Below are 19,720 nucleotides of genomic sequence, written 5' to 3' on the forward strand. Positions count from 1 at the left end.
CCGAGAGGAGCCTGATTAATTGACTCAACTATAGATCAAAATGCTAGGAACTATAAAAAGGGCTGCATCCGCTGAGTTATGATGCCGTCATGGCCTGGATCGCTCTCATCATCGCGGGACTCTTTGAGTGGGGCTGGCCCCTTGGCCTCAAGCTAGGACTCTCTGACAACGGGCTGCACTGGGGTTGGCTGGGGTTGGCTGAGCTTCAGTCTGTTCTCGATGCTCGGCAGCGGCACGCTGCTGATGGTCGCCCAGCGCACCATTCCCATGGGCACCGCCTACGCGGTCTGGACCGGTATCGGTGCGGTGGGGGCGTTCGTCATCGGGCTATTGGTCTTCAGCGAGCCGGCCACGCTGGCGCGGTTCTTCTTCGTTGGCCTAATCGTGGTCGGTATCGTCGGGCTGAAACTGGCCTCGCCGCATTGATGATGTCGAGCCAGCGGCGCGGCTGCAGCAGACGCCAGCGTGGGCTATGATCAAACCTTGGTGCTTGGAGATGTTGACCAAGTCGATCACGGCTCGCGGGATCGCGATCGGCGAGCAGGGCGCGTTGGATCATCATCAGCGATCGCGGATGAAGTCATAGATGTTCAAATAATCCTGTCCCGGATGGTTCCAGGAGTAATCGGTACGCATCGCGTTCTTCATCAGCTCGCGGAAGTGCTCGGGGTATTGGTAGTAGCAGTCGATGGCGCGGATCAGCGCCGATTCCAGCCCCGGCACATCATAGTTGTCGAAGCGGTAGCCGTTGCGCTGGTGCAGCGGGCGGTCGGAGTGGTCCTTGTCGAACACGGTGTCGGCGAGGCCGCCGACGGTGCGCACCACCGGCACCGTGCCGTAGCGCAATGCGATGAGCTGCGTCAGGCCGCAGGGCTCGAACTGGCTCGGCACCAGCATGATGTCGGCGCCGGCGTAGATGAGGTGCGAAAGGTCCTCGTCGAAACCGATCTCGAGATGACAGTCGGGGCTGTCATTGAGCATGTGCTTGAGGCCCCAGAAATCGTTGTTGATGCCCTGATCGTGGCTGGAGCCGAGCAGCACGAACTGGGCGCCGCGCTCGAGGGTCGAGAAGATGGCGTGGCGTACCAGTTCCAGGCCCTTTTGCGGGTCGAGCCGGCCGATGAAGGCGACGATCGGCTTCTCGTTATCGGCGAGCATGAGCCGGTGGCGCAGCGCGCGCTTGTTCTCGTACTTGGCGTCGAGATTGTCGAGACCGTAATGCGCCGGGATGTAGCGGTCGATCTCGGGGTTCCAGACATCGTAGTCGATGCCATTGACCACGCCGCCGTATTTCATGTGGTGGGTGTGCAGGGTCGGCTCGAGGCCGAAGCCTTGGCCTTGATCCTTGGTCTCGAAGGCGTAGCGCGGCGAGACGGTGGTGACGAAGTTGGCGTAGACGACGCCGCCCTTGAGCAGGTTCAACGCGTTCTTATGCTGGTTGTCGCCGAGCCGGTGCCAGTCAAGGAAGCGCTCGGGCTGGTGCAGGCCGGTGGCGCGCAGCAGCTCGACGCCGGTCACGCCTTGATGCTTGAAGTTGTGGATGGTCAGACAGGCGCGCGGATGGGTCATGCCGAGGCGCTGGTAGAACTCATACATGAACACCGGCACCAGCGCGGTCTGCCAGTCATGGCAGTGGATGATGTCGGGATGCTTGCCGGACTGCCAGAGGTACTCGATGGCCGCGCGCGAGAAGAAGGCGTAGCGCAGCACGTCGTCGGGAAAGCCGTAGATGCCGCCGCGATTGAAGAAGTTATCCGGCGAGTGCGGCTCGATGAAGAAGCACTTGCGATCGTGGACGAAGCCGAAGTAGACGGTGCAGTGGATGGCGCCGTCGTACCAGGGCACCCAGAGGTCGTTGTAGACCGGATGCAGCTCGAAGATGTGGTCGTAGCGCAGGTTGTCGTACTTCGGCAGGATGATCTCGACATGATTGCCACGGATCGCCAGCTCCCGGCTGAGGCCGAAGACCACATCGGCGAGGCCGCCGATCTTCGCGACCGGCGCCATCTCCGGCGTGATGTGGACAATGAACAGGCTCGGGCGTGACGGATGATGAACCGCAGGCGGTTCTGGTGTTGGTTCCGGCGTGGCTGGCGCTGGTGTTGGATCGGCGGCCGGCTCGGGGTCGGTCGGAGCTGGTACTGGTGCCGGTGCCGGCTGTTCAGCGCTGGGTCGTGGCTCCGATTCCGGTGGTGATGTTGGGGCTGGCTCCAGTGCGCGGGTTGCGCTTGGTTCCACCGCCGGGATCTCGGGCTCGGCTGCCGGCCCCGCCTTGGCCTCCGCCGCGCCGGTCGCCCCAGTGGTCGTTGCGGTGACTCCAGGCTTCCGCTTCGGCTCGGGATGGGCCGTTGAGTCCGGGGTCGATGCAGACGTCTTGGCTTCGGGAGGAGCACTCACCTGGGCGGATTCGGCTGCCTTGCCGCGTGCCGATGTCGACTTGGGCGCGGGCGATGCCGACTTGGACGCAGGCGATTGATCCGGGCTGGAGTCGCTGTCGACTTTGGACTTGCGCTCGTTGGTCGCCTCAGTAGCCTTCGCGGATGGCGTCGTGGTTGCACCCTTGCGGCTCGCGGTTGCCTTGGTTTTCTTTGTGGTGGTTGGCTTTTTGGCCATCGCTACTCACCTGCGCGATCTGGGTCATTCGAATGCTGGGCGGGCCCATTGGCCCAGCCCGGTCCTTGGCGTACTCGCAGTGTGTGCTGCCCGCTCAGTCGGCCGCCTTGGCTGTCGCGTCGATTGCCGCGTCTTGTGCGGCAGTGTCCTCGGCGGCAGGTGTTGGCACCGGTTTGAGCACAATGCCCGCCAGCGGCGGTAGGGTCAGTAACAAGGATTGCGCATGGTTCATCCAGGGCACCGGCTCGGCGCGCAGCGGGGCGTTGCCATTGTCGACGCCGCTGCCACCAAAGGTGGTTGCGTCGGAGTTGAAGACTTCCTGATAGGCACCGGCAACCGGTACCCCGATCCGATACTCGCGGCGCGGTACGGGCGTGAAATTGAGCGCAATGACCAGATGAGCGGGCCGGGGCGCGGCCTGATGTTCCGGCTGATGCGTGGATGCTGAGGCCGCCTCTTGCGCCGCGTCCCCATCCTTGCGCTGGTAGACGAGCACCGAGTTGTGCGCATCATGGCAGTCGATCCACTCGAAGCCTTCGCCAATGAAATCGCGCTCATGCAGCGCGGGTTCGTCCCGATAGAGCCGGTTGGCTTGGCGCACCAGCTGTTGGATGCCCTGGTGGAGGGGGTACTCGAGCACATACCAGTCGAGGATGCGCTGGCTATCCCATTCCTCGCCCTGTCCGAACTCATTGCCCATGAAGAGCAGCTTCTTGCCCGGATGGGTGTACATGTAGGTGTAGAGCAGGCGCAGGTTGGCGAAGCGCTGCCATTCGTCTCCAGGCATCCGATAGAGCAGCGAGCGTTTACCGTGCGTGACCTCGTCGTGCGAGAGCGGCAGCAGGAAGTTCTCGGTGAACGCATAGAGCATGCTGAAGGTCAGCGCGTCCTGATGGTACTGGCGGTGGATCGGGTCTTCCTTGAAGTATTCCAACGTGTCGTTCATCCAGCCCATGTTCCATTTCAGGTCGAAGCCGAGGCCGCCGACATAGGTGGGCCGCGTGACCTGTGGCCAGGAGGTGGATTCCTCGGCCATCACCAGCGTGCCGGGCACCTGGTCATGGACGATCTCGTTGAGTTCACGCAAGAAGGCGATGGCTTCGATGTTCTCGCGCCCGCCGTATTGATTCGGTACCCAATCGGTGCGCGAGTAGTCCAGGTACAGCATGGAGGCGACGGCATCGACCCGCAGCCCGTCGATATGGAATTCCTCGAGCCAGAACAGCGCGCTGGAGATGAGGAAGTTCTTCACCTCGTTGCGGCCGAAATTGAAGATCAGCGTCTCCCAATCCAGATGCTCGCCGAGGCGCGGATCGGCATGCTCGAACAGGGCGGTGCCATCGAAACGCCCGAGCCCGTGCGCATCCTTCGGAAAGTGCGCCGGCACCCAATCGAGGATGACGCCGATGCCATTGGCGTGGCAATGGTCGACCAGGTAGCGGAAATCGTCCGGGCTGCCGAAGCGGCTGGTGGGGGCGTAGTAGCCGGTGGTCTGGTAGCCCCAGGAGAGGTCGAACGGATGCTCGGTGATCGGCATCAGCTCGATATGGGTGAAGCCGAGATCCTTGACGTAGTCGACCAAGCGTTCGGCGAGGTCGCGATAGTTCAGCATCTCGCCCTCGGGGCCGCGCTGCCAGGAGCCCGGATGCACCTCGTAGATCGTCATCGGGCTGCGCTGCCAATCATGCGCGGCGCGCGCCATGCGCCAGGACTCGTCGCGCCAGCGGTACTGGGTCGGCGGCTCGACGATGCTGGCCGTGCTCGGGCGTACCTCGAAGCGTCGACCATAGGGGTCGGCCTTGAGCAGGATGGCGCCCTCGCGCGTGCGGATCTCGAACTTGTAGAGCAGACCGGGCGGCAGATCGGGGATGAACAGCTCCCAGACGCCGTTGCCGTGCACGCGCATCGGATGGCAGCGACCGTCCCAGGCGTTGAACTCACCGACCACGCTCACCCGCGTCGCATTCGGCGCCCAGACCGCGAACAGCACGCCGGCGATGCCGTTGGTCTCATGCACGCGGGCGCCGAGCAGGCGGTAGGCGTGCCAATGTCGGCCCTCGCCGAATAGGTGCATGTCGAAGTCCGGCAACTGCGGCGGGAAGCTGTAGGGATCGTGGGCAATGTGCTCGCGGTGATCCTGATCGCGCCAGATTAGCCGATAGTGCTCGGGTAGCGCCTCGGCGGCGCCGCGCCACTCGAAGATGTCGGTGCCGCTGACCCGGCTCATCTCCTGCTGGAGTTCGGCGATGGTGACGGTCTCGGCTTGCGGCAGGATGGCGCGTACACAGACCTTCTCGCCGTCACGATGGCGGCCGAGCACGGCAAAGGGGTCGGCGTGAGTGGCTTCGGTCAACTGTTGCAGCGTGGCGGGGAGTTGATTGTGGCTCATCCAGGATGCCTCGTTGTCAAGGAGATGGGTCGCGATATCGGGCGCGTTAAAGGATGTCCTTGGCCGGGTCCAGGCCCTGCTTGCGGACGTACATCAGCAGTTCCTTGGCACGCCCCATGGTCTGGGCGAGGGTGCGCAGATCCCGTGGCAGGTTGTCATCGATGGCTCGATTCTACGCGTTCGCGCGCTCTTGAGCCTCATTGGTCGGGCATAATGTGCGCCCGAGAGCCGGCGGTGTGCGCCGCTGGCGTTGGAATATCGGGCCGTTGCGGACATCCTGTTTATGCGTATCAAGGTTTGGGATCTACCGACACGCGTCTTCCACTGGACGCTCTTTCTGGCCGTGAGCGCCGCGCTCCTGACCGGCCTGCAGGGCGGCAACTGGATGGTCTGGCATGAGCGCATGGGGCTCGTGATCTTGGGGCTGTTGGCGTTCCGTCTGGTCTGGGGTCTGGTCGGCTCGACCTATGCGCGTTTTGCACAGTTCTTCCCGACGCCAGGCAAGATGCTGGCTTATCTACGCGGTCATTGGCAGGGCGAGGGGCACAATCCGCTCGGCGCCCTGTCGGTGTTCGCGCTGCTCCTGGTGATCCTGTTGCAGGCTATCAGCGGGCTGTTCAGCAACGATGACATCGCTTTCAATGGTCCGCTCTACGACCTCGTGACCAAAGCCACGAGCAATCAACTCACCAGCCTGCATCGGCAGGGGCTGTGGGTGATCCTGGCGTTCGTGGGCTTGCACATCCTGGCCGTGCTGTTCTACACGCTGGTGCGGCGCAACAATCTGATCCGACCGATGATCACGGGCTGGAAGCCAGCGCCGCCCAATGACTCGCACGCAGGCTCCGCGCGCGGTGGGCCGCTGTGGGCCTCGCTGCTGGCGCTGTTGGTCAGCGCGCTGGTGGTGTGGATCGCCGCCGGTGGTCTGCTACCGGCGCCCCCACCGCCGCCTCCGCCTGGCACCGTGCCGAGTTGGTAAGGCCGCGTTGGTCAGAAAGACGCGAGCGGCATTGTGGCGCGAGACCCATCATGGCCTCGCGCCTTGGCTCCTGAAGGAGCCAGCCGCGCGAGGATTAGTCCTTGCGGAACTTGTCGTGGCAGCCCTTGCAGCTCTCACCAAGCTCGCCGAAGGCGGTCTTGGCTTCGGCCTTGTCGCCAAGCGCGGCGGTTTCGGCCATCTGGTTGGCCGCTTCGATGAAGGCCACGGCGACCTTGCCAACCTCTTCCTGGTCGGTGAACAACTCCGGTTTGACGCGGGTCTTCACATCACCGATGTCTTGGTCGGTGCCTGGACCAAAGAGCGCGCCCATGCCAGAGTTGGCGATGCCGGCGATGGCGTCGGCGGCGGCCTGAACCTGTTGTTGATTGTAATCGCCTTCCAGGTTCGCCTTGATCTTGCCCATGTTCCAGGACATGAACCGATAGCCGGCCTGGCGGGTCTGGATCTGCTCTTCCGGCTTCAGGTCGGCGGCAACGGCGCTGCCGATCAGACCAATGGCGAGGCCACCGAGCAGGGTATGACGAATCAGTGTGTGCATCTTCATGTCTCTATTGTGGGATTTGGTAGGCGCATCATACCCAAGCCCCAGCGCGTTTGGGCAACACCTGACGTGCGGGGCGACCTGAGCCGACGCCCGCACGCGATGATCGCCGAATCGACAGCCGGACGCTGCTCTCGGCGCGGAAGCGCGTCACGCGCTGGGCGGACGCGCTGGGCAGATCAGAGCGCGTCGTCGCGCGTTGACGTCTTCCAGTCTTCGCCTACACTCAAGCGGATGTGCCTACAGGATGTGTGCTTATCACCCATAACCTCGAATCGACTGGTACACGATGCAATCTCTAAGCCTCAAGGCGAAATTATTAACGGCCGGGCTTGGCGTGGCTGTTGGCCCGCTCGCGATCGTTGCTGCTTTTTTGTCTGTTCAGGCGGGGGTGATCTCCGGCCTCGCAAGAGAGGCGATCGTGGAGCAAGGCCATGAGCAGATGGAAAAGGAGATCGCGGGCATTATCGACACCGTGGAGATCACGCAAGCATTGCTCCAGGAGGCCGTCAAAAAGCTACTGAGTTTTGCCTCGGACAAACTGGATCAGCTAGGCGGGATCCATTTCTCGCAACAGGAAACGGTCGCATGGGATGCGGTCAATCAGTACACTGGCACGCGCCGAACGGTTCAGATTCCAGTGGCAGTGGTTGGAGACTCAATCGAGCTGGAACGCCAAGAATCATTCGAGCGCGAGGTGCCCCTGGTCGACGCGATTGGAGAACTGACGGAGGATACCGCGACGCTCTTTCAGCGCATGAATCCCGCCGGCGATATGCTGCGTGTCGCAACCAATGTGAGCAAGGACGGCAAACGGGCAGTCGGCACCTTTATCCCGGCAATCAATCCAAACGGTGAGCCGAATCCGGTGTTGTCCGAGGTGCTGGCCGGCAGGACCTATATTGGTCGCGCCTTTGTCGTCGATCGCTGGTATGTCACCGCCTATCAACCGCTGATTGGAGTCTCGGGCCAGGTTGAAGGTATCCTGTATGTCGGCACGCCGGAGTCAACGGCGACTCAGCCTTTGCTGGACCAACTGGCGAGCAGGCGGATTGGCGAGACCGGATACATCTTCATTCTGAATACGAAACACGAAGACGCTGGACGCTATGTGCTCTCGGCCAACCGCGAGCGAGATCAGGAAAACGTCCTCGACAGTCAGGACGCAGACGGCCATCCGTTCATCCGAGACATGATCGAGCGGAGCCATCGGCTGGAACCAGGCGAGACCGCGTTGATCGAGTATGCGTGGCAAAATCCTGGCGAGACTGCGCCCCGCACCAAGATGGCTATCTACACCTATTTTCCAGATTGGGATTGGTTGATCGCCACGAGCGCATACGACAGTGAGTTTTACGCGGCCGCGCATGAGGTCGAGCATTCGATCAAAAGTGTCACCAACTGGGTCTTTCTGCTCACCGCCGTGATGGCCCTGGTGGCGAGTGCGGTCTTCTTCCTGCTCACGCGCAGCCTCGCGGGTCCACTGACGCGCATGAGCCAGGATCTACAAGCCGGTAGCTCGGAGACCGAGAAGGCCTCGGAGCAGGTGTCGGCCTCCAGTCAGTCCCTTGCCCAGGGTGCCAATGAGCAGGCGGCCGCGCTTGAACAGTCGACAGCCAGCATGCAGAGCATGAGCGAGCTGTTGACGCAAAATGCCGAACTCTCGCGTCAGACCCGTGAGTATTCGCAAGAAGCAGAGGGCGCCGCCAAGAATGGCGTGTCTTCCATGCAGCACCTCAGCGGCGTGGTCCAGCAGATTGGTGAGTCGATCACCGAGCTGAATAGTGCCATTGCCGAGATGCAGTCCTCGACCGCGTCTATTTCCCAAGTGATTGACACGATTGATAATATCGCCTTTCAGACCAATCTTTTAGCGCTCAATGCCTCGGTTGAGGCGGCGCGTGCGGGGCAAGCCGGCGCTGGTTTTGCGGTCGTTGCCGAAGAGGTGCGCAACCTCGCGGTCAGGGCGACCGAGGCGGCAAAGGAGACGGCGTCGCTGATTGCGCGCTCCGTGCAGGCGAGCGAGAAGGGCGTGACGATGAATGCCACCGTGGTCTCGCTCCTGAATGAGGTCAAGGACAAGGCTGGAAGCGTCGATTCGGCGCTCGCCGATATCGACGCCAGTGTCGGTCGCGTGCATGGGGCCATGAACGCGATGGATGCCGGCGCCAGGGAGCAAAAAGAAGGCATTGAGCAAGTCACGACCGCGTTGAGGCAAGTCAACGATGTGACCCAACAAACAGCCGCCAATGCCGAGCAGGCGGCGGCCGCGTCGGAGGAACTCGGGGTTCAGGCCAATCGCCTGCGGCAGATCGTGGAGCGCCTAAACGGTCTGATCCAGGGCGGGTGAGCAGGAACTTGATGATCAGTCGGCGTCGAGATCGCGCCAGACGATCTGGTCGCGCCCCTGTTCCTTGGCTTGGTAGAGCGCCTGGTCGGCGGTGTGTTTCAGGGCTTCGGCGTCTGTTGCCGGTCGCTGCCGTTGCGGCTGATGGGTGCTGCCGCCCAGGCTGATGGTGATGTGATCGCGTACCGGCGAATAGGCGTGTGGAAGCGCCAGGGTATGGATCGCCGCGCGCATCTCCTCGGCGATCTCCCGGGCGCCATCGGCATCGGTGTCGGGCAGCAAGGCGACGAATTCCTCGCCGCCATAGCGGGCGACCAGATCGGCCGAGCGGGTCGGCACCTGTTGCAAGGCTTGCGCGACCCGACGCAGGCAATCATCGCCGGCGCCATGACCATAGTGATCGTTATAGGGTTTGAAATGGTCGATGTCGATCATCAGCAGCGAGAGCGGTTGCTGGTGGCGCGACTGGCGGTTCCATTCCTGCGTGAGCTTGCGGTCAAAATAGCGCCGGTTCGGGATCTCGGTGAGGCCATCCTGGAGCGCGATTTTCTCGAGCAGATCGGTCTTGAGCTTGAGGCTGACCTGATTGTGGACCCGGGCGCGGACGATGGCCGGATTGAACGGCTTGGAGATGTAATCAGCGGCGCCGAGCTGCAGCCCCTTGGCCTCGTCCTGGGCTTGATCCAAGGCGGTGACGAAGATGACTGGAATCGCGTGGGTCGCCTCATCGGCCTTGAGTTCGCGGCAGAGGGCGTAGCCATCCTGATCCGGCATCAGGATATCGAGCAGGATCAGGTCCGGCCCCGGCTCGCGCCGCGCCAGCTCCAACGCCTTGACGGCATTAGTGGCGGTGATGATCCGATAATCGTCCTTGAGCAGCTTGGCCAGGGCGTGGATGTTGGCGGGCTGATCATCGACGATCAAAAGCGTGGCGGGCTGTTCTCTCACCTCATGCCTCCTGGTGTGGGTCGGCAATGCGCGCGGCGACCTGTTTGAGCAGGTCGGTCGCGCGGTCATGGTCGAAGGTCTCGATGTGGGTTTGCAGCTCCAGGGCTAGGGCATCGTCGACGTACTCGCGGATGACTGCGGTGACCTCGTCCATCAAGGCCTCGTCGATCAACTCGCCGGCGGACAGGGCTTGCAGGATCTGCTCGATGGTCTCCATGCTCGCGCTCGGGTCTTCTTGGCGGGCCTGATCTCTGGTGGAGCTGCGGGTAGGGCCGTTGGCGGAGCTGCTCGGGCGGCGGCTGGTGCTGCGGTGGGGCAGCGAGGCCAGACGCGCGCACGCTTGGCTCAGGGCCTGGGCCAGTTCCTCGCTCGCGGCTGTTGGGATCGGCGCATCGCTGCGGCAGGCGCGGTCGATCTCGGTGGCGATCGCCGCCAGGCGTTCGGCGCCGAGCGTGTTGGCCAGCCCTTTCAGGGTATGAATCAGGCGCTTGGTCTCGGTGGTCCTGGGTGGTTGCTCGAGTGGCTCGCCGAGGGGGGCGAATTCGTCCTCGAGCTGGTGCCGGAAACGATGCAGCAGGTTCAGATAGAGCGCGGCATCCTGGTCGAGGCGATCGAGCCCGCGTTGCAAATCAAACCCTTCAAGTGTAGCAGGCAAGGGCACGCCAGTGGACGCTGATGTGCTCCGTGGCGTACTCTGTGGCGTGCTCCGGGTGGGCGTGTCAGGCGCAGATGCTCGTGCGGATTCGGGCACGGATTCGGGCGCGCGCTGGGCGCCGGTTTGGGCGCTTGGCTGGGACGCCGGCGGGTCAACGTCTGCGCTCGGCAGCCAGGTCTCCAGCAAGCGAAACAGCGCCTGCTTGTCGATCGGCTTGGCGAGATGGTCGTTCATGCCGGCAGCCTCGGCGCGTTGGCGATCGTCGTCCATGACCGCCGCCGAGAGGGCCAGGATCGGCAGCTCGGGATGTTGGGCGCGGATGCGTCGGCTGGCCTCGAAGCCGTCCATGACCGGCATCTGCAGATCCATGAGCACCAGATCGACCGGTTGCTCGGCGAGCCGCTCCACCGCCTCGCGGCCGTTGTGCGCTTCGATGATGCGCGCGCCGGTCTTCTCCAACAGCGCGGTGGCGACTTCGCGATTCAGGCTGTTGTCCTCGACCAGCAGGAGGGTGCGACCGGCCAGGTGGGGTGGCGGTGGGTTCTGTTCGTTCGTCGCTTGTTGGCTCGGCGCCTGCTCGGCGCTGGCGCGGGCCATGGCGTCGAGCAGCGCACGCGGGGTGATCGGTTTGCTCAGGAAGGCGCTGTAGAGCCCGGCATGCTGACTGGGTCCTTCCTGGCTGTAGGCGCTGATGATCAGCGCCGGGATCTGGGCGTCGGTCAACGTGCCTTGCGCGCGCAGCGCGTGCAGGCGCTCCAGGGTGGCAAGGCCATCGAGTTCGCCGGGCATCTTCCAGTCGATGAGGATGAAATCGAACGGCAGGCCCTGGTGTTCAGCGGCCACGACAGCCTCGATCGCGGCCTCGCCACTGCCGGCCTCGACGACCGTCAAGGCTTCCTGCTCGAGCATCTCGCGCAGCACCTTGCGCGCGGTGACATGGTCATCGACCACCAGCACGCGGGCGCCGCTGGGGATCGCCTCGGCCGGCCGTGGCGCGAGCGCGGCCTGCGATGACAGTGGCAGGCTGAGTTCGAAGCCGAAGGTACTGCCCTGGCCGGGGCGCGATGCGAGCCTGAGCGCGCCGCCCATCTGCTCGAGCAGCCGGCGGCTGATGACCAGGCCGAGGCCGGTGCCGCCATAGTTGCGGGTCGTCGAGGTGTCCGCTTGTGAGAAGGGCTGGAACAGCCGCTGCTGTTGCGCCTCGCTCATGCCGATGCCGGTATCACGGATCTCGACGCGCAGATGCGCCTGTTGTTCCGGCTGGGGGAGGAGTCGGATCTCCAATTCGACCTGCCCCTGCTCGGTGAACTTGAGGGCGTTGCTGAGCAGGTTGGTCAACACCTGCCCGAGGCGCAGCGAGTCGCCGACCACGGCGGGCAGTCCATGGGTGTTGCTGTGGAAGATCAGCTCGATGCCCTTGGTCTCGGCGGCGGCGGCGAACAGGGTCTGCATCTGCTCGAGCAGATCGTCGAGGTGGAACGGGCGCGCTTCCAGTTCCAGCTTGCCGGCCTCGATCTTCGAGTAATCGAGGATGTCGTTGATGATGCCGAGCAGCATGCGCGAGGAATCGCGAATCTTGCCGAGATAGTCACGCTGTTTGTCATTCAGCGGGGTCGTGAGCAACAGCTCCGAGAGCCCGATGACGGCGTTCATCGGCGTGCGGATCTCGTGGCTCATGTTGGCCAGGAATTGACTCTTGGCCTGATTGGCGCGCTCGGCCGCCTCTTGCGCCTGCTTGATCTCGGTGAGGTCGTTGTAGACCGCGACAACCTCGCCGGAGGAGAGCATGAAGAGGCTGTTCTCGCGCCAGCCCTGCAGTTGTTCATCCTCATAGCGCGCGAGTGGAAGCTCGACCGGCTCGCCGCTGCGCGCGACCTGCCGTAAGGCCCCCAGCAGTCCCATCTCCTCGACCGCCGGGAAACACTCGGTCAGCCGGCGGCCGATGACCTCCTGGCGTGGGTGGTGGTCCATGCGCTCGGCGGCGGCGTTGTAGTCGGTGAAGACGAAATCCTGGCCGTCGTCGACCGGGCGGAACACCGCGACACCACTGCCGGTGTTCTCGAAGATGCCTTGGAAGCGCTCCCTTTCCGCTTCCAGGGCCTGCTTGGCCTGCTTGGCCTCGGTGATGTCGAGAGCGCTGCCCCGATAGCCCAACAAGGTGTCATTCTCGGCGAGGATCGGCGAGGCATGAGTGCTGACCCAAATGGTGTGGCCATCCTTGCGCAGAATGGGACTGACCAGCCCGTCAAACGACTGGTGTTTCGCAAAGCCCTCGAACACGGTGGCCTTGAAGGCCTCGCAGCCGTTGGCCGGATGCAGATCGTAAAAGTGGGCGTGGCCGACAAGCTCGGCGGGCGCGTAGCCCCAGACGCGCTCGGCCACTGCGCTAAGGTAGGTATAGCAGCCCTCGGCATCGACCTCCCAGGTGACGGTGCGGCTCTGGGCCGCGAGCTGTTGCAGGCGCTGCTCGCGATCGCGCAGATCGCGCTGCGCCTCCTTGATCGCGGAGATATCCTGGATGATCGACCAAATGACCTCGCGCCCTTCCGGCGTCTGGGTCTTGAAGCCTTTGAGCAGCACCGGGTAGCGGCTGCCATCCTTGCGAATGTATTCCTTCTCGAACGGCCCATAGAAGCCGGTCTTGCGCAGCGCGTCGAGCGCCTGCTGTTCGAGCGGCAGATATTGCTCGGGGGTCAGCTCCCAATAGTTGAGTTGGCGGAATTCCTCTGCGCTATAGCCGGCGCGCTCGTGGACGGCGGCGTTGAATTCGAGGAAGGCGCCGGTGGCGAAATCGTTCATCGCGATGCCGACCGGCGAGCGCTCGAACAGGCCTCGGAACTTGGCCTCCTCGGCGGCGAGCCGGCACTCGGCGGCGATGCGGTCGGTGACATCCTCGTTGATGCCGACGACCCGAAGCGCGCGCCCCTGCCCGTTGCGGATCACGCGCGCGAGCCCCCTGAGTGTCCTCGACGCGCGATCGTTCGCGCGCTTGATCTGGATCTCGATATCGAAGTGTTGGTCGTGCTCGACCAGCGCCCGAAACGCCGCTTCGGCTTGTTGCAGAGAGTCCGGTCGTAGCGTATCGACCCAGTCTTGGAAGCAGCCTTGGAACTGCGCCGGATCGACGCCGTAGAGGTCGAACATGCGCGCATCCCAGAACAGCCGGTCGTGCTCGAGGTCATAGTCCCAGATCGCGAATTCGGCGGCATCGGCGGCCAGTTGCAGGCGCTCGCGGCTCTCGATGAGCTGCTGCTCGGCCTGTTTTTGCTGGCTGATGTCGCGCAAGATCGCCATGATCCGTGGACGTTGACTCAGCTCGACATAGGTCGCCGAGACTTGGATGTGTAACAGATGGCCATCTTTGTGGCGATGCAGGGTCTCGAAGGTATCATGACCCTGGCTGATGATCTTGTGGACGTGGGCGACGGTCTCTTCGGGCGTTTCCTTGGCTTCGTAGTCGCCGATGCTTAAGCGCGCGAATTCCTCGGCGCTGTAGCCGAGCTGGTCATGCGCGCGGTGGTTGAATTCGAGCGTGGCGCCGTTGGCCGGATCGATGACGACCATGGCGTCGGGTGAATACTCGAACAGGACGCGGAATTTCTTTTCCTGCTCTTGCAGCTCGCGGTTCAGCGCATCACGCTGCTGTTGATGGTCCTTGAGCACGGCGAACCAGCGGTTGTAATAGAGGCTGACCAGATCGCGTTGGCTGACCAGGCCCAGGAGCTGGCCATCGCGGTCCACCACCACGACTCGCTTGATGCGGTGGTGGCGGCAGAAGGTCAGCGCCTCGGCGATGGTCGTCTCCTCGTCGAGGGTGCGCAGCGGTGCGGTCATGAGTTCGCGCACCGGTGCCTGCCAATCCGGCTCGGCACCGAGCAGCCTGAGCAGATCGCGCTGGGTGAGGATGCCGACCGGGCGCGCCTCGCGCATGACGAGGCTGGCGCTGACACGCCCCTGATCCATGCGCTGCACGACGTCTTGCAGCGGCAGGGTCTCGGGCACCACCAGCGGCTGGATGCCGTGCAGCAGCTCGCCGAGGCTTTGCATCTCGGCCAGCACTTGCGGGTCGAGACTGCCGGCGAGATCGGTGTAGCTAACGATGCCTTGCAGCTCGCCGCTCTGGTCGACCAGACAGATGTGCTCGGAGTGGTTGCGGATCGCCTTGAGTCCGTCCAAGGTCGAGGCCTCTGGATCGAGCAGCGCCGCCTCCGGCAGGTCCAGTTCCGAGAGCGACGTCGACAACGGCAGGCCTTGGACCTGGAACGACAGCAACATGCTCGAGAGCACCAGGCGGTAGCCTGACTCGGTACTCACCACGACATCGCGGATGTTGTGGCGGTTCATGGTCTGGACCGCCTCGGCGAGCGTGGCCGTGGCGGGTAGGGTGATGACATCAGCCGTGGCGATGCTGCGCAATGTCGGGAAAATCATCGGCATCTCTATTGTGCTTGGTCCTTGGGCGCGTGGAACCGGCGCGCAGCCGCACTCTACTGAGCGCGACCCTGCGGTGGCCAGCACAATCGTCGGTCGAGGAACCATCCGTATAGACACGCAGACAGGACGCATCGCTGGCCGCGATGTCGGTGCCGAGCCATTTGCGGAAAAAGATGCTCCACCCGGATTGCCTGTGACTCGATGGCGCCGAAGTCATCATTTCACGGTAAAGTACAGCGCTCATCCTGCCCGATCCCTGCCTTAGGAACCTTGCCGTCCATGGCCATCCTAGTCGCGCTCAATCACAAGACCGAATACCGCTTCGATCGATCGGTGGCGCTCGCCCCGCATACGGTCCGGCTGCGCCCGGCGGCACATTGCCGCACGCCGATCCGCTCCTACTCGTTACGTGTCGAACCGAGCGAGCATTTTCTCAACTGGCAGCAGGACCCGTTCGGCAACTATCTGGCTCGTTTGGTGTTTCCAGAGAAGGCCAAAACACTGAGCGTCGAGGTCGACGTGGTCGCGGAGATGATCACGGTCAATCCGTTCGACTTCTTCGTCGATGAGCACGCCTACCATTATCCGTTCGCGTATGACGCGCAGCTGACCAAGGAGCTGGCGCCCTATCTGGAGATCAAGGATCGCGGCGCGACGTTCGATGCCTGGGTCAAGAGTATCGATCGCAGGCGCCGTGAGACGGTCTATTTTCTGGTCGATCTGAACCAGCGCCTGCAAGCGATGATCGGCTATGTGGTGCGCATGGAGACTGGCATCCAGAGCTGCGAGGAGACCCTGACGCTGGCCCGTGGCTCCTGTCGCGATACCGCTTGGCTGTTGGTGCAGACTCTGCGCCGACTCGGGTTGGCGGCGCGCTTTGTCTCCGGCTACCTGGTGCAGTTGACCGCCGATGTGAAGGCGCTCGATGGCCCCAGCGGGCCGGAGGAGGACTTTACCGATCTGCACGCCTGGGCCGAGGTCTATATCCCCGGGGCGGGCTGGATCGGGCTCGATCCCACCTCCGGTCTGTTCGCGGGCGAGGGCCATATCCCGCTCGCCTGCACGCCGGACCCGGTCTCGGCCGCCCCCATTACCGGCGCGACAGGCGAGTGCGAGGTCGAGTTCTACTTCCACAACCGGGTCAAGCGCATCCATGAGGATCCGCGCGTCACTAAGCCTTATACCGAAGAGCAATGGGCGGCGATTGAATCGCTCGGTCACGCCGTTGACGCCGAGCTGCAGGCGCAGGATGTGCGCCTGACCATGGGTGGCGAGCCGACCTTCGTCTCGATCGACGATATGGAGGGCGCCGAGTGGAATATCGCCGCGCTCGGGCCGACCAAGAAGGGGCTGGCCGAGGAGCTGCTGCTAAGGCTCAAGCGCCAGTTTGCGCCGGGCGGGATGCTGCATCTGGGGCAGGGCAAGTGGTATCCGGGCGAGCAGCTGCCGCGTTGGGCGCTGTCTTGCTACTGGCGCAAGGATGGCGCGCCGGTGTGGCAAGATGAGGCGCTGATGGGCGATGAACGCCATGATCAGGGTCAGGGGCCAGAGGAAGCGGCGCGTTTCATCCGTACCCTGGCGACCAAGCTCGGTGTCGATCCGGAGCATGCGCAGCCCGCGCATGAGGATGTCTTCTACTACCTTTGGAAAGAGTCGCGGCTGCCGGCTAACGTCAATCCGCTCGACAGCAAGCTGAAGGATCCGATCGAGCGCGCGCGGCTGGCGCGGCTCTTTAGCCAAGGCTTGGATCGCATCGCCGGTTATGCGCTGCCGCTGCGTTGGGCTGGGCTGACCCTCGACGGGCAGGGCCGGGAGATTGCCGGGAGTGATAGCCGAAATGACAGCCAGAGCGCGGACGAAACTGGGAGCCAGCCTGGGGGCGAGAGCGAGGGCGAAGGCCAGAGCGAAGACCAGAGCGAACGCAAACGCGGGCCTCGTCGCCACAGTGGTTGGGTCAGCGTGCGCTGGACGCTGCGCGAGGGCAACCTGTTCCTGATCCCCGGTGATTCACCGATGGGCTATCGGCTGCCGCTAGACGCGCTGCCCTATGTGCCGGATGCCGAACTGGACACGCATCCGCCGCGCGATCCCTTCGAGCCGGTGGCGCCGCTCGCCGCGCCGCGCCGCTTGGGCCAGCCGCCGGGTGTAACGACAGGTGGGCCAACGGGTGGGCCAACGGGTGCCTACGATGAGATCGCGCAGCGCTATAGCCGACTGGTGGAGCCGAATCAGCCGCGCCAGCCGATCAATGAGCAAGGGCTGCATCCCGACGAGATCGCCCGTCGCCATGGCCGTGAGGCGTTGCCTGAGGATCATCGCCAGCCGCTCGCCGAGCAGGCCTCGCTGCCGGATGACTATCCAGCCAAACTGGTGCGCACCGCGCTCTGCATCGAAGCGCGCGAGGGTCGGCTGTACTGCTTCATGCCGCCGCTGACCCATCTCGAGCATTGGCTGGAGTTGGTTGCCGCGCTCGAGTCGACCGCCGCCGAGACCGACCAGCGCATCATCATCGAAGGCTACGAGCCGCCGCGCGATGCGCGCCTGCAGAAGCTGGCGGTGACGCCAGACCCAGGCGTGATCGAGGTCAACGTGCATCCGGCCAGTTCCTGGGATGACTTGGTGCGCGACACCCAGATCCTCTACGAAGAGGCACGCCAGACCCGGCTCGCCACTGAGAAGTTCATGCTCGATGGCCGCCACACCGGCACCGGCGGCGGCAACCATGTGACCCTTGGCGGCCCGACGCCGGCCGACAGTCCGCTGCTGCGCAAGCCGGATCTGATCCAGAGCCTGATCACCTATTGGCAGCATCATCCGAGCCTGTCGTATCTGTTCTCGGGCACCTTCATTGGCCCGACCAGCCAGGCGCCGCGGGTCGACGAGGCCCGCGACGATAGCCTCTACGAGCTGGCGATCGCCTTCCAGCAGATGCCGGCCGGCCAGGTGACCCAGCCTTGGATCGTCGATCGGGTGCTGCGCAATCTGTTGGTCGATGTCACCGGCAACACCCATCGCACTGAGTTCTGCATCGACAAGCTCTACTCGCCGGATTCGGCGAGCGGTCGGCAGGGGTTGGTCGAGTTTCGCGCCTTCGAGATGCCGCCGCATGCGCGCATGAGTCTGGCGCAGATGCTGCTGCTGCGGGCGCTGGTCGTGCGCTTCTGGAAGCAGCCCTACACCCGTGCGCCGATCCGCTGGGGCACCGAGCTGCATGATCGCTTCCTGCTGCCGCATTTCGTCCGCCAAGATTTCGAGGATGTGATCTGCGATCTGCAGCGCGCTGGCTATGCCTTTGAGTCGGCCTGGTTCGATCCCTTCTTCGAGTTCCGCTTTCCGCACTATGGCGATCTGGTCACCGCCAATGGCATCCGGCTCGAGTTGCGCGGCGCGATCGAGCCTTGGCACGTGCTGGGCGAAGAGGTCACCGCGCAGGGCACCGCGCGCTTCGTCGACTCGGCGGTGGAACGGATGCAGATCAAGGTCAACGGGCTGACTGACACACGCCATGTGGTGAGCTGCAACGGCCGTCGGCTGCCGCTGCGCCCGACTGGCCGCAAGGGCGAGTACGTCGCCGGCGTGCGCTTCAAGGCATGGAGCCCGCCGTCGGGCTTGCATCCGAGGATCCCGGCGCAGGGACCGCTGATCTTTGATGTGGTCGACCTCTGGAATCGGGCCAGCCTGGGTGGTTGCAGCTACTACGTCTCGCATCCCGGTGGTCGCGCCGAGGAGCGCTTCCCGGTCAACAGCTACGAGGCCGAGAGTCGACGGATTGCGCGCTTTCGGCACATGGGGCATACGCCGGGCGATATCGATCCGCCGCCCGAGGAGCCGGCGGGCGAGTATCCGTTCACGCTCGACCTGCGCTGGATGTCGGACGCGAGGGTGAGCTGATCTTTCGCCTCATCGCCGAGCATGCGCGCTGTCGCAAGCCGGTGCGCGGCTCTGGTAGAACAGGCGAGGCATTGAGACAATCGGTCGATGATGGTCAAACCCTTAGCCTTGGAGGCATGACCGATGGAAGCCCGTAAGCTCAAGACGATCGATGATTTGTTGTTATCCAACGATGAGCGCGTCGAGCTGATCGGTGGCGAGATCGTTCGCCGACCGATGGCGAGGTTTCAGCATGCGATGGTGCAGGGCAATGCCCGCGCTGAACTCAATGCGCTCACCCGCAGCTCCGGCCCCGGCGGCTGGTGGATCGCCACCGAGGTCAGCGTTGCCTACGAAGCGCACGAATGCCCCTCTCACGATCTGGCAGGATGGCGCAAAGAACGGCTGCCGGGGATGCCGAGCGGGGTCATGGATCTCGCGCCGGATTGGGTGTGCGAGATCGTCTCTCCCGGCCATGAGCGCAAGGACACGCTGCACTTGCCGCTGCTGCTGCAGCGCCACAAGGTGCCTTACTACTGGCTGATCTGGCCCGAGGATCGCACCCTGATCGCGCATGCCCTCGAAGACGGCCACTATAAGGTCATCGCCACGCTCAAGGACGAGATCAGCGCCCGCATTCCGCCGTTCGAGGCGATCGAGCTGGATCTGGCCTATATGCTCGGTGTCGAATAACCGTTCCTCGAGCCATGGAAAAACGTTCCATGCATATGAGCCGAACAGTGTTGCTCACGATTGGCGGGTCCAGCGCCCGCGATAGAGCGCGGCCACGGTGGCGGCATCGGCCTGCTCGGCGGGCAGGTGGGTCAAGACTGCACGGGCTGCTCGAACAGCGCGCCATCGCCACCGTTCCGATACCCGGGCAGGCGCTCGGCCCGGGCACCGCCGAGTTCGTCGATCAGCTG

At 63.8% G+C, this 19,720-nt stretch carries 10 protein-coding genes; 5 read left to right on the top strand and 5 right to left on the bottom strand.

Annotated features, from left to right (window positions below; all coding sequences use genetic code 11):
• The first annotated feature begins 219 nt into the window (after positions 1 to 219).
• Positions 220 to 426, top strand: coding sequence for a DMT family transporter (locus tag AC54T3_RS15900; protein WP_496626292.1), 207 nt, complete (start codon positions 220 to 222; stop codon positions 424 to 426).
• A 135-nt stretch (positions 427 to 561) separates the two neighbouring features.
• Here AC54T3_RS15900 and AC54T3_RS15905 read toward each other — a convergent pair whose 3' ends face one another.
• Together AC54T3_RS15905 and glgB are read right to left on the bottom strand one after the other, a co-directional pair.
• Complete coding sequence (locus AC54T3_RS15905; RefSeq protein WP_496626293.1) at positions 562 to 2,397, bottom strand: glycogen synthase; 1,836 nt, start codon at positions 2,395 to 2,397, stop codon at positions 562 to 564.
• 310 nt (positions 2,398 to 2,707) lie between these two features.
• A complete protein-coding gene (gene glgB / locus AC54T3_RS15910; protein ID WP_496626294.1) occupies positions 2,708 to 5,002 on the bottom strand; it encodes a 1,4-alpha-glucan branching protein GlgB in 2,295 nt (764 codons plus the stop codon).
• 283 nt (positions 5,003 to 5,285) lie between these two features.
• Here glgB and AC54T3_RS15915 point away from each other — a divergent pair, with 283 nt between their 5' ends.
• Positions 5,286 to 5,981, top strand: a complete 696-nt coding sequence (locus AC54T3_RS15915) for a cytochrome b/b6 domain-containing protein (RefSeq protein ID WP_496626295.1) — start codon at positions 5,286 to 5,288, stop codon at positions 5,979 to 5,981.
• Between the two features lie 94 nt (positions 5,982 to 6,075).
• On the opposite strand, the gene AC54T3_RS15920 is transcribed toward AC54T3_RS15915, so the two are convergent.
• A complete protein-coding gene (locus AC54T3_RS15920) occupies positions 6,076 to 6,540 on the bottom strand; it encodes a c-type cytochrome (protein WP_496626296.1) in 465 nt (154 codons plus the stop codon).
• 424 nt (positions 6,541 to 6,964) lie between these two features.
• On the opposite strand from AC54T3_RS15920, the gene AC54T3_RS15925 reads away from it, so the two are divergent.
• Positions 6,965 to 8,893 carry a methyl-accepting chemotaxis protein gene (locus AC54T3_RS15925; RefSeq protein WP_496626297.1) on the top strand — a complete coding sequence of 643 codons (1,929 nt, stop codon included), beginning with the start codon at positions 6,965 to 6,967 and terminating at the stop codon, positions 8,891 to 8,893.
• A 15-nt stretch (positions 8,894 to 8,908) separates the two neighbouring features.
• Here AC54T3_RS15925 and AC54T3_RS15930 read toward each other — a convergent pair whose 3' ends face one another.
• Together AC54T3_RS15930 and AC54T3_RS15935 are read right to left on the bottom strand one after the other, a co-directional pair.
• On the bottom strand, positions 8,909 to 9,838 hold the full coding sequence (locus tag AC54T3_RS15930; protein ID WP_496626298.1) for a diguanylate cyclase domain-containing protein: 930 nt from the start codon (positions 9,836 to 9,838) through the stop codon (positions 8,909 to 8,911).
• A gap of 1 nt (position 9,839) precedes the next feature.
• The gene (locus AC54T3_RS15935; protein ID WP_496626299.1) at positions 9,840 to 14,924 is read right to left on the bottom strand and encodes a PAS domain S-box protein; all 5,085 of its coding nucleotides are present in this window, start codon (positions 14,922 to 14,924) and stop codon (positions 9,840 to 9,842) included.
• Positions 14,925 to 15,206: 282 nt separating this feature from the next.
• Between AC54T3_RS15935 and AC54T3_RS15940 the strand changes: the two genes are divergently transcribed.
• Positions 15,207 to 18,818, top strand: a complete 3,612-nt coding sequence (locus AC54T3_RS15940) for a transglutaminase family protein (protein WP_496626300.1) — start codon at positions 15,207 to 15,209, stop codon at positions 18,816 to 18,818.
• Between the two features lie 123 nt (positions 18,819 to 18,941).
• Complete coding sequence (locus AC54T3_RS15945) at positions 18,942 to 19,490, top strand: Uma2 family endonuclease (protein ID WP_496626301.1); 549 nt, start codon at positions 18,942 to 18,944, stop codon at positions 19,488 to 19,490.
• Positions 19,491 to 19,720 lie beyond the last annotated feature (230 nt).

The organism is Halochromatium sp. NSM3 (genome assembly GCF_059621085.1).

Coding starts and splice junctions, on each gene's coding strand:
- AC54T3_RS15900 (WP_496626292.1), top strand. CDS start 220: ATGCTCGGCAGCGGCACGCTGCTGATGGTCGCCCAGCGCACCATTCCC.
- glgB (WP_496626294.1), bottom strand. CDS start 5,002: ATGAGCCACAATCAACTCCCCGCCACGCTGCAACAGTTGACCGAAGCC.
- AC54T3_RS15915 (WP_496626295.1), top strand. CDS start 5,286: ATGCGTATCAAGGTTTGGGATCTACCGACACGCGTCTTCCACTGGACG.
- AC54T3_RS15920 (WP_496626296.1), bottom strand. CDS start 6,540: ATGCACACACTGATTCGTCATACCCTGCTCGGTGGCCTCGCCATTGGT.
- AC54T3_RS15935 (WP_496626299.1), bottom strand. CDS start 14,924: ATGATTTTCCCGACATTGCGCAGCATCGCCACGGCTGATGTCATCACC.
- AC54T3_RS15940 (WP_496626300.1), top strand. CDS start 15,207: ATGGCCATCCTAGTCGCGCTCAATCACAAGACCGAATACCGCTTCGAT.
- AC54T3_RS15945 (WP_496626301.1), top strand. CDS start 18,942: ATGGAAGCCCGTAAGCTCAAGACGATCGATGATTTGTTGTTATCCAAC.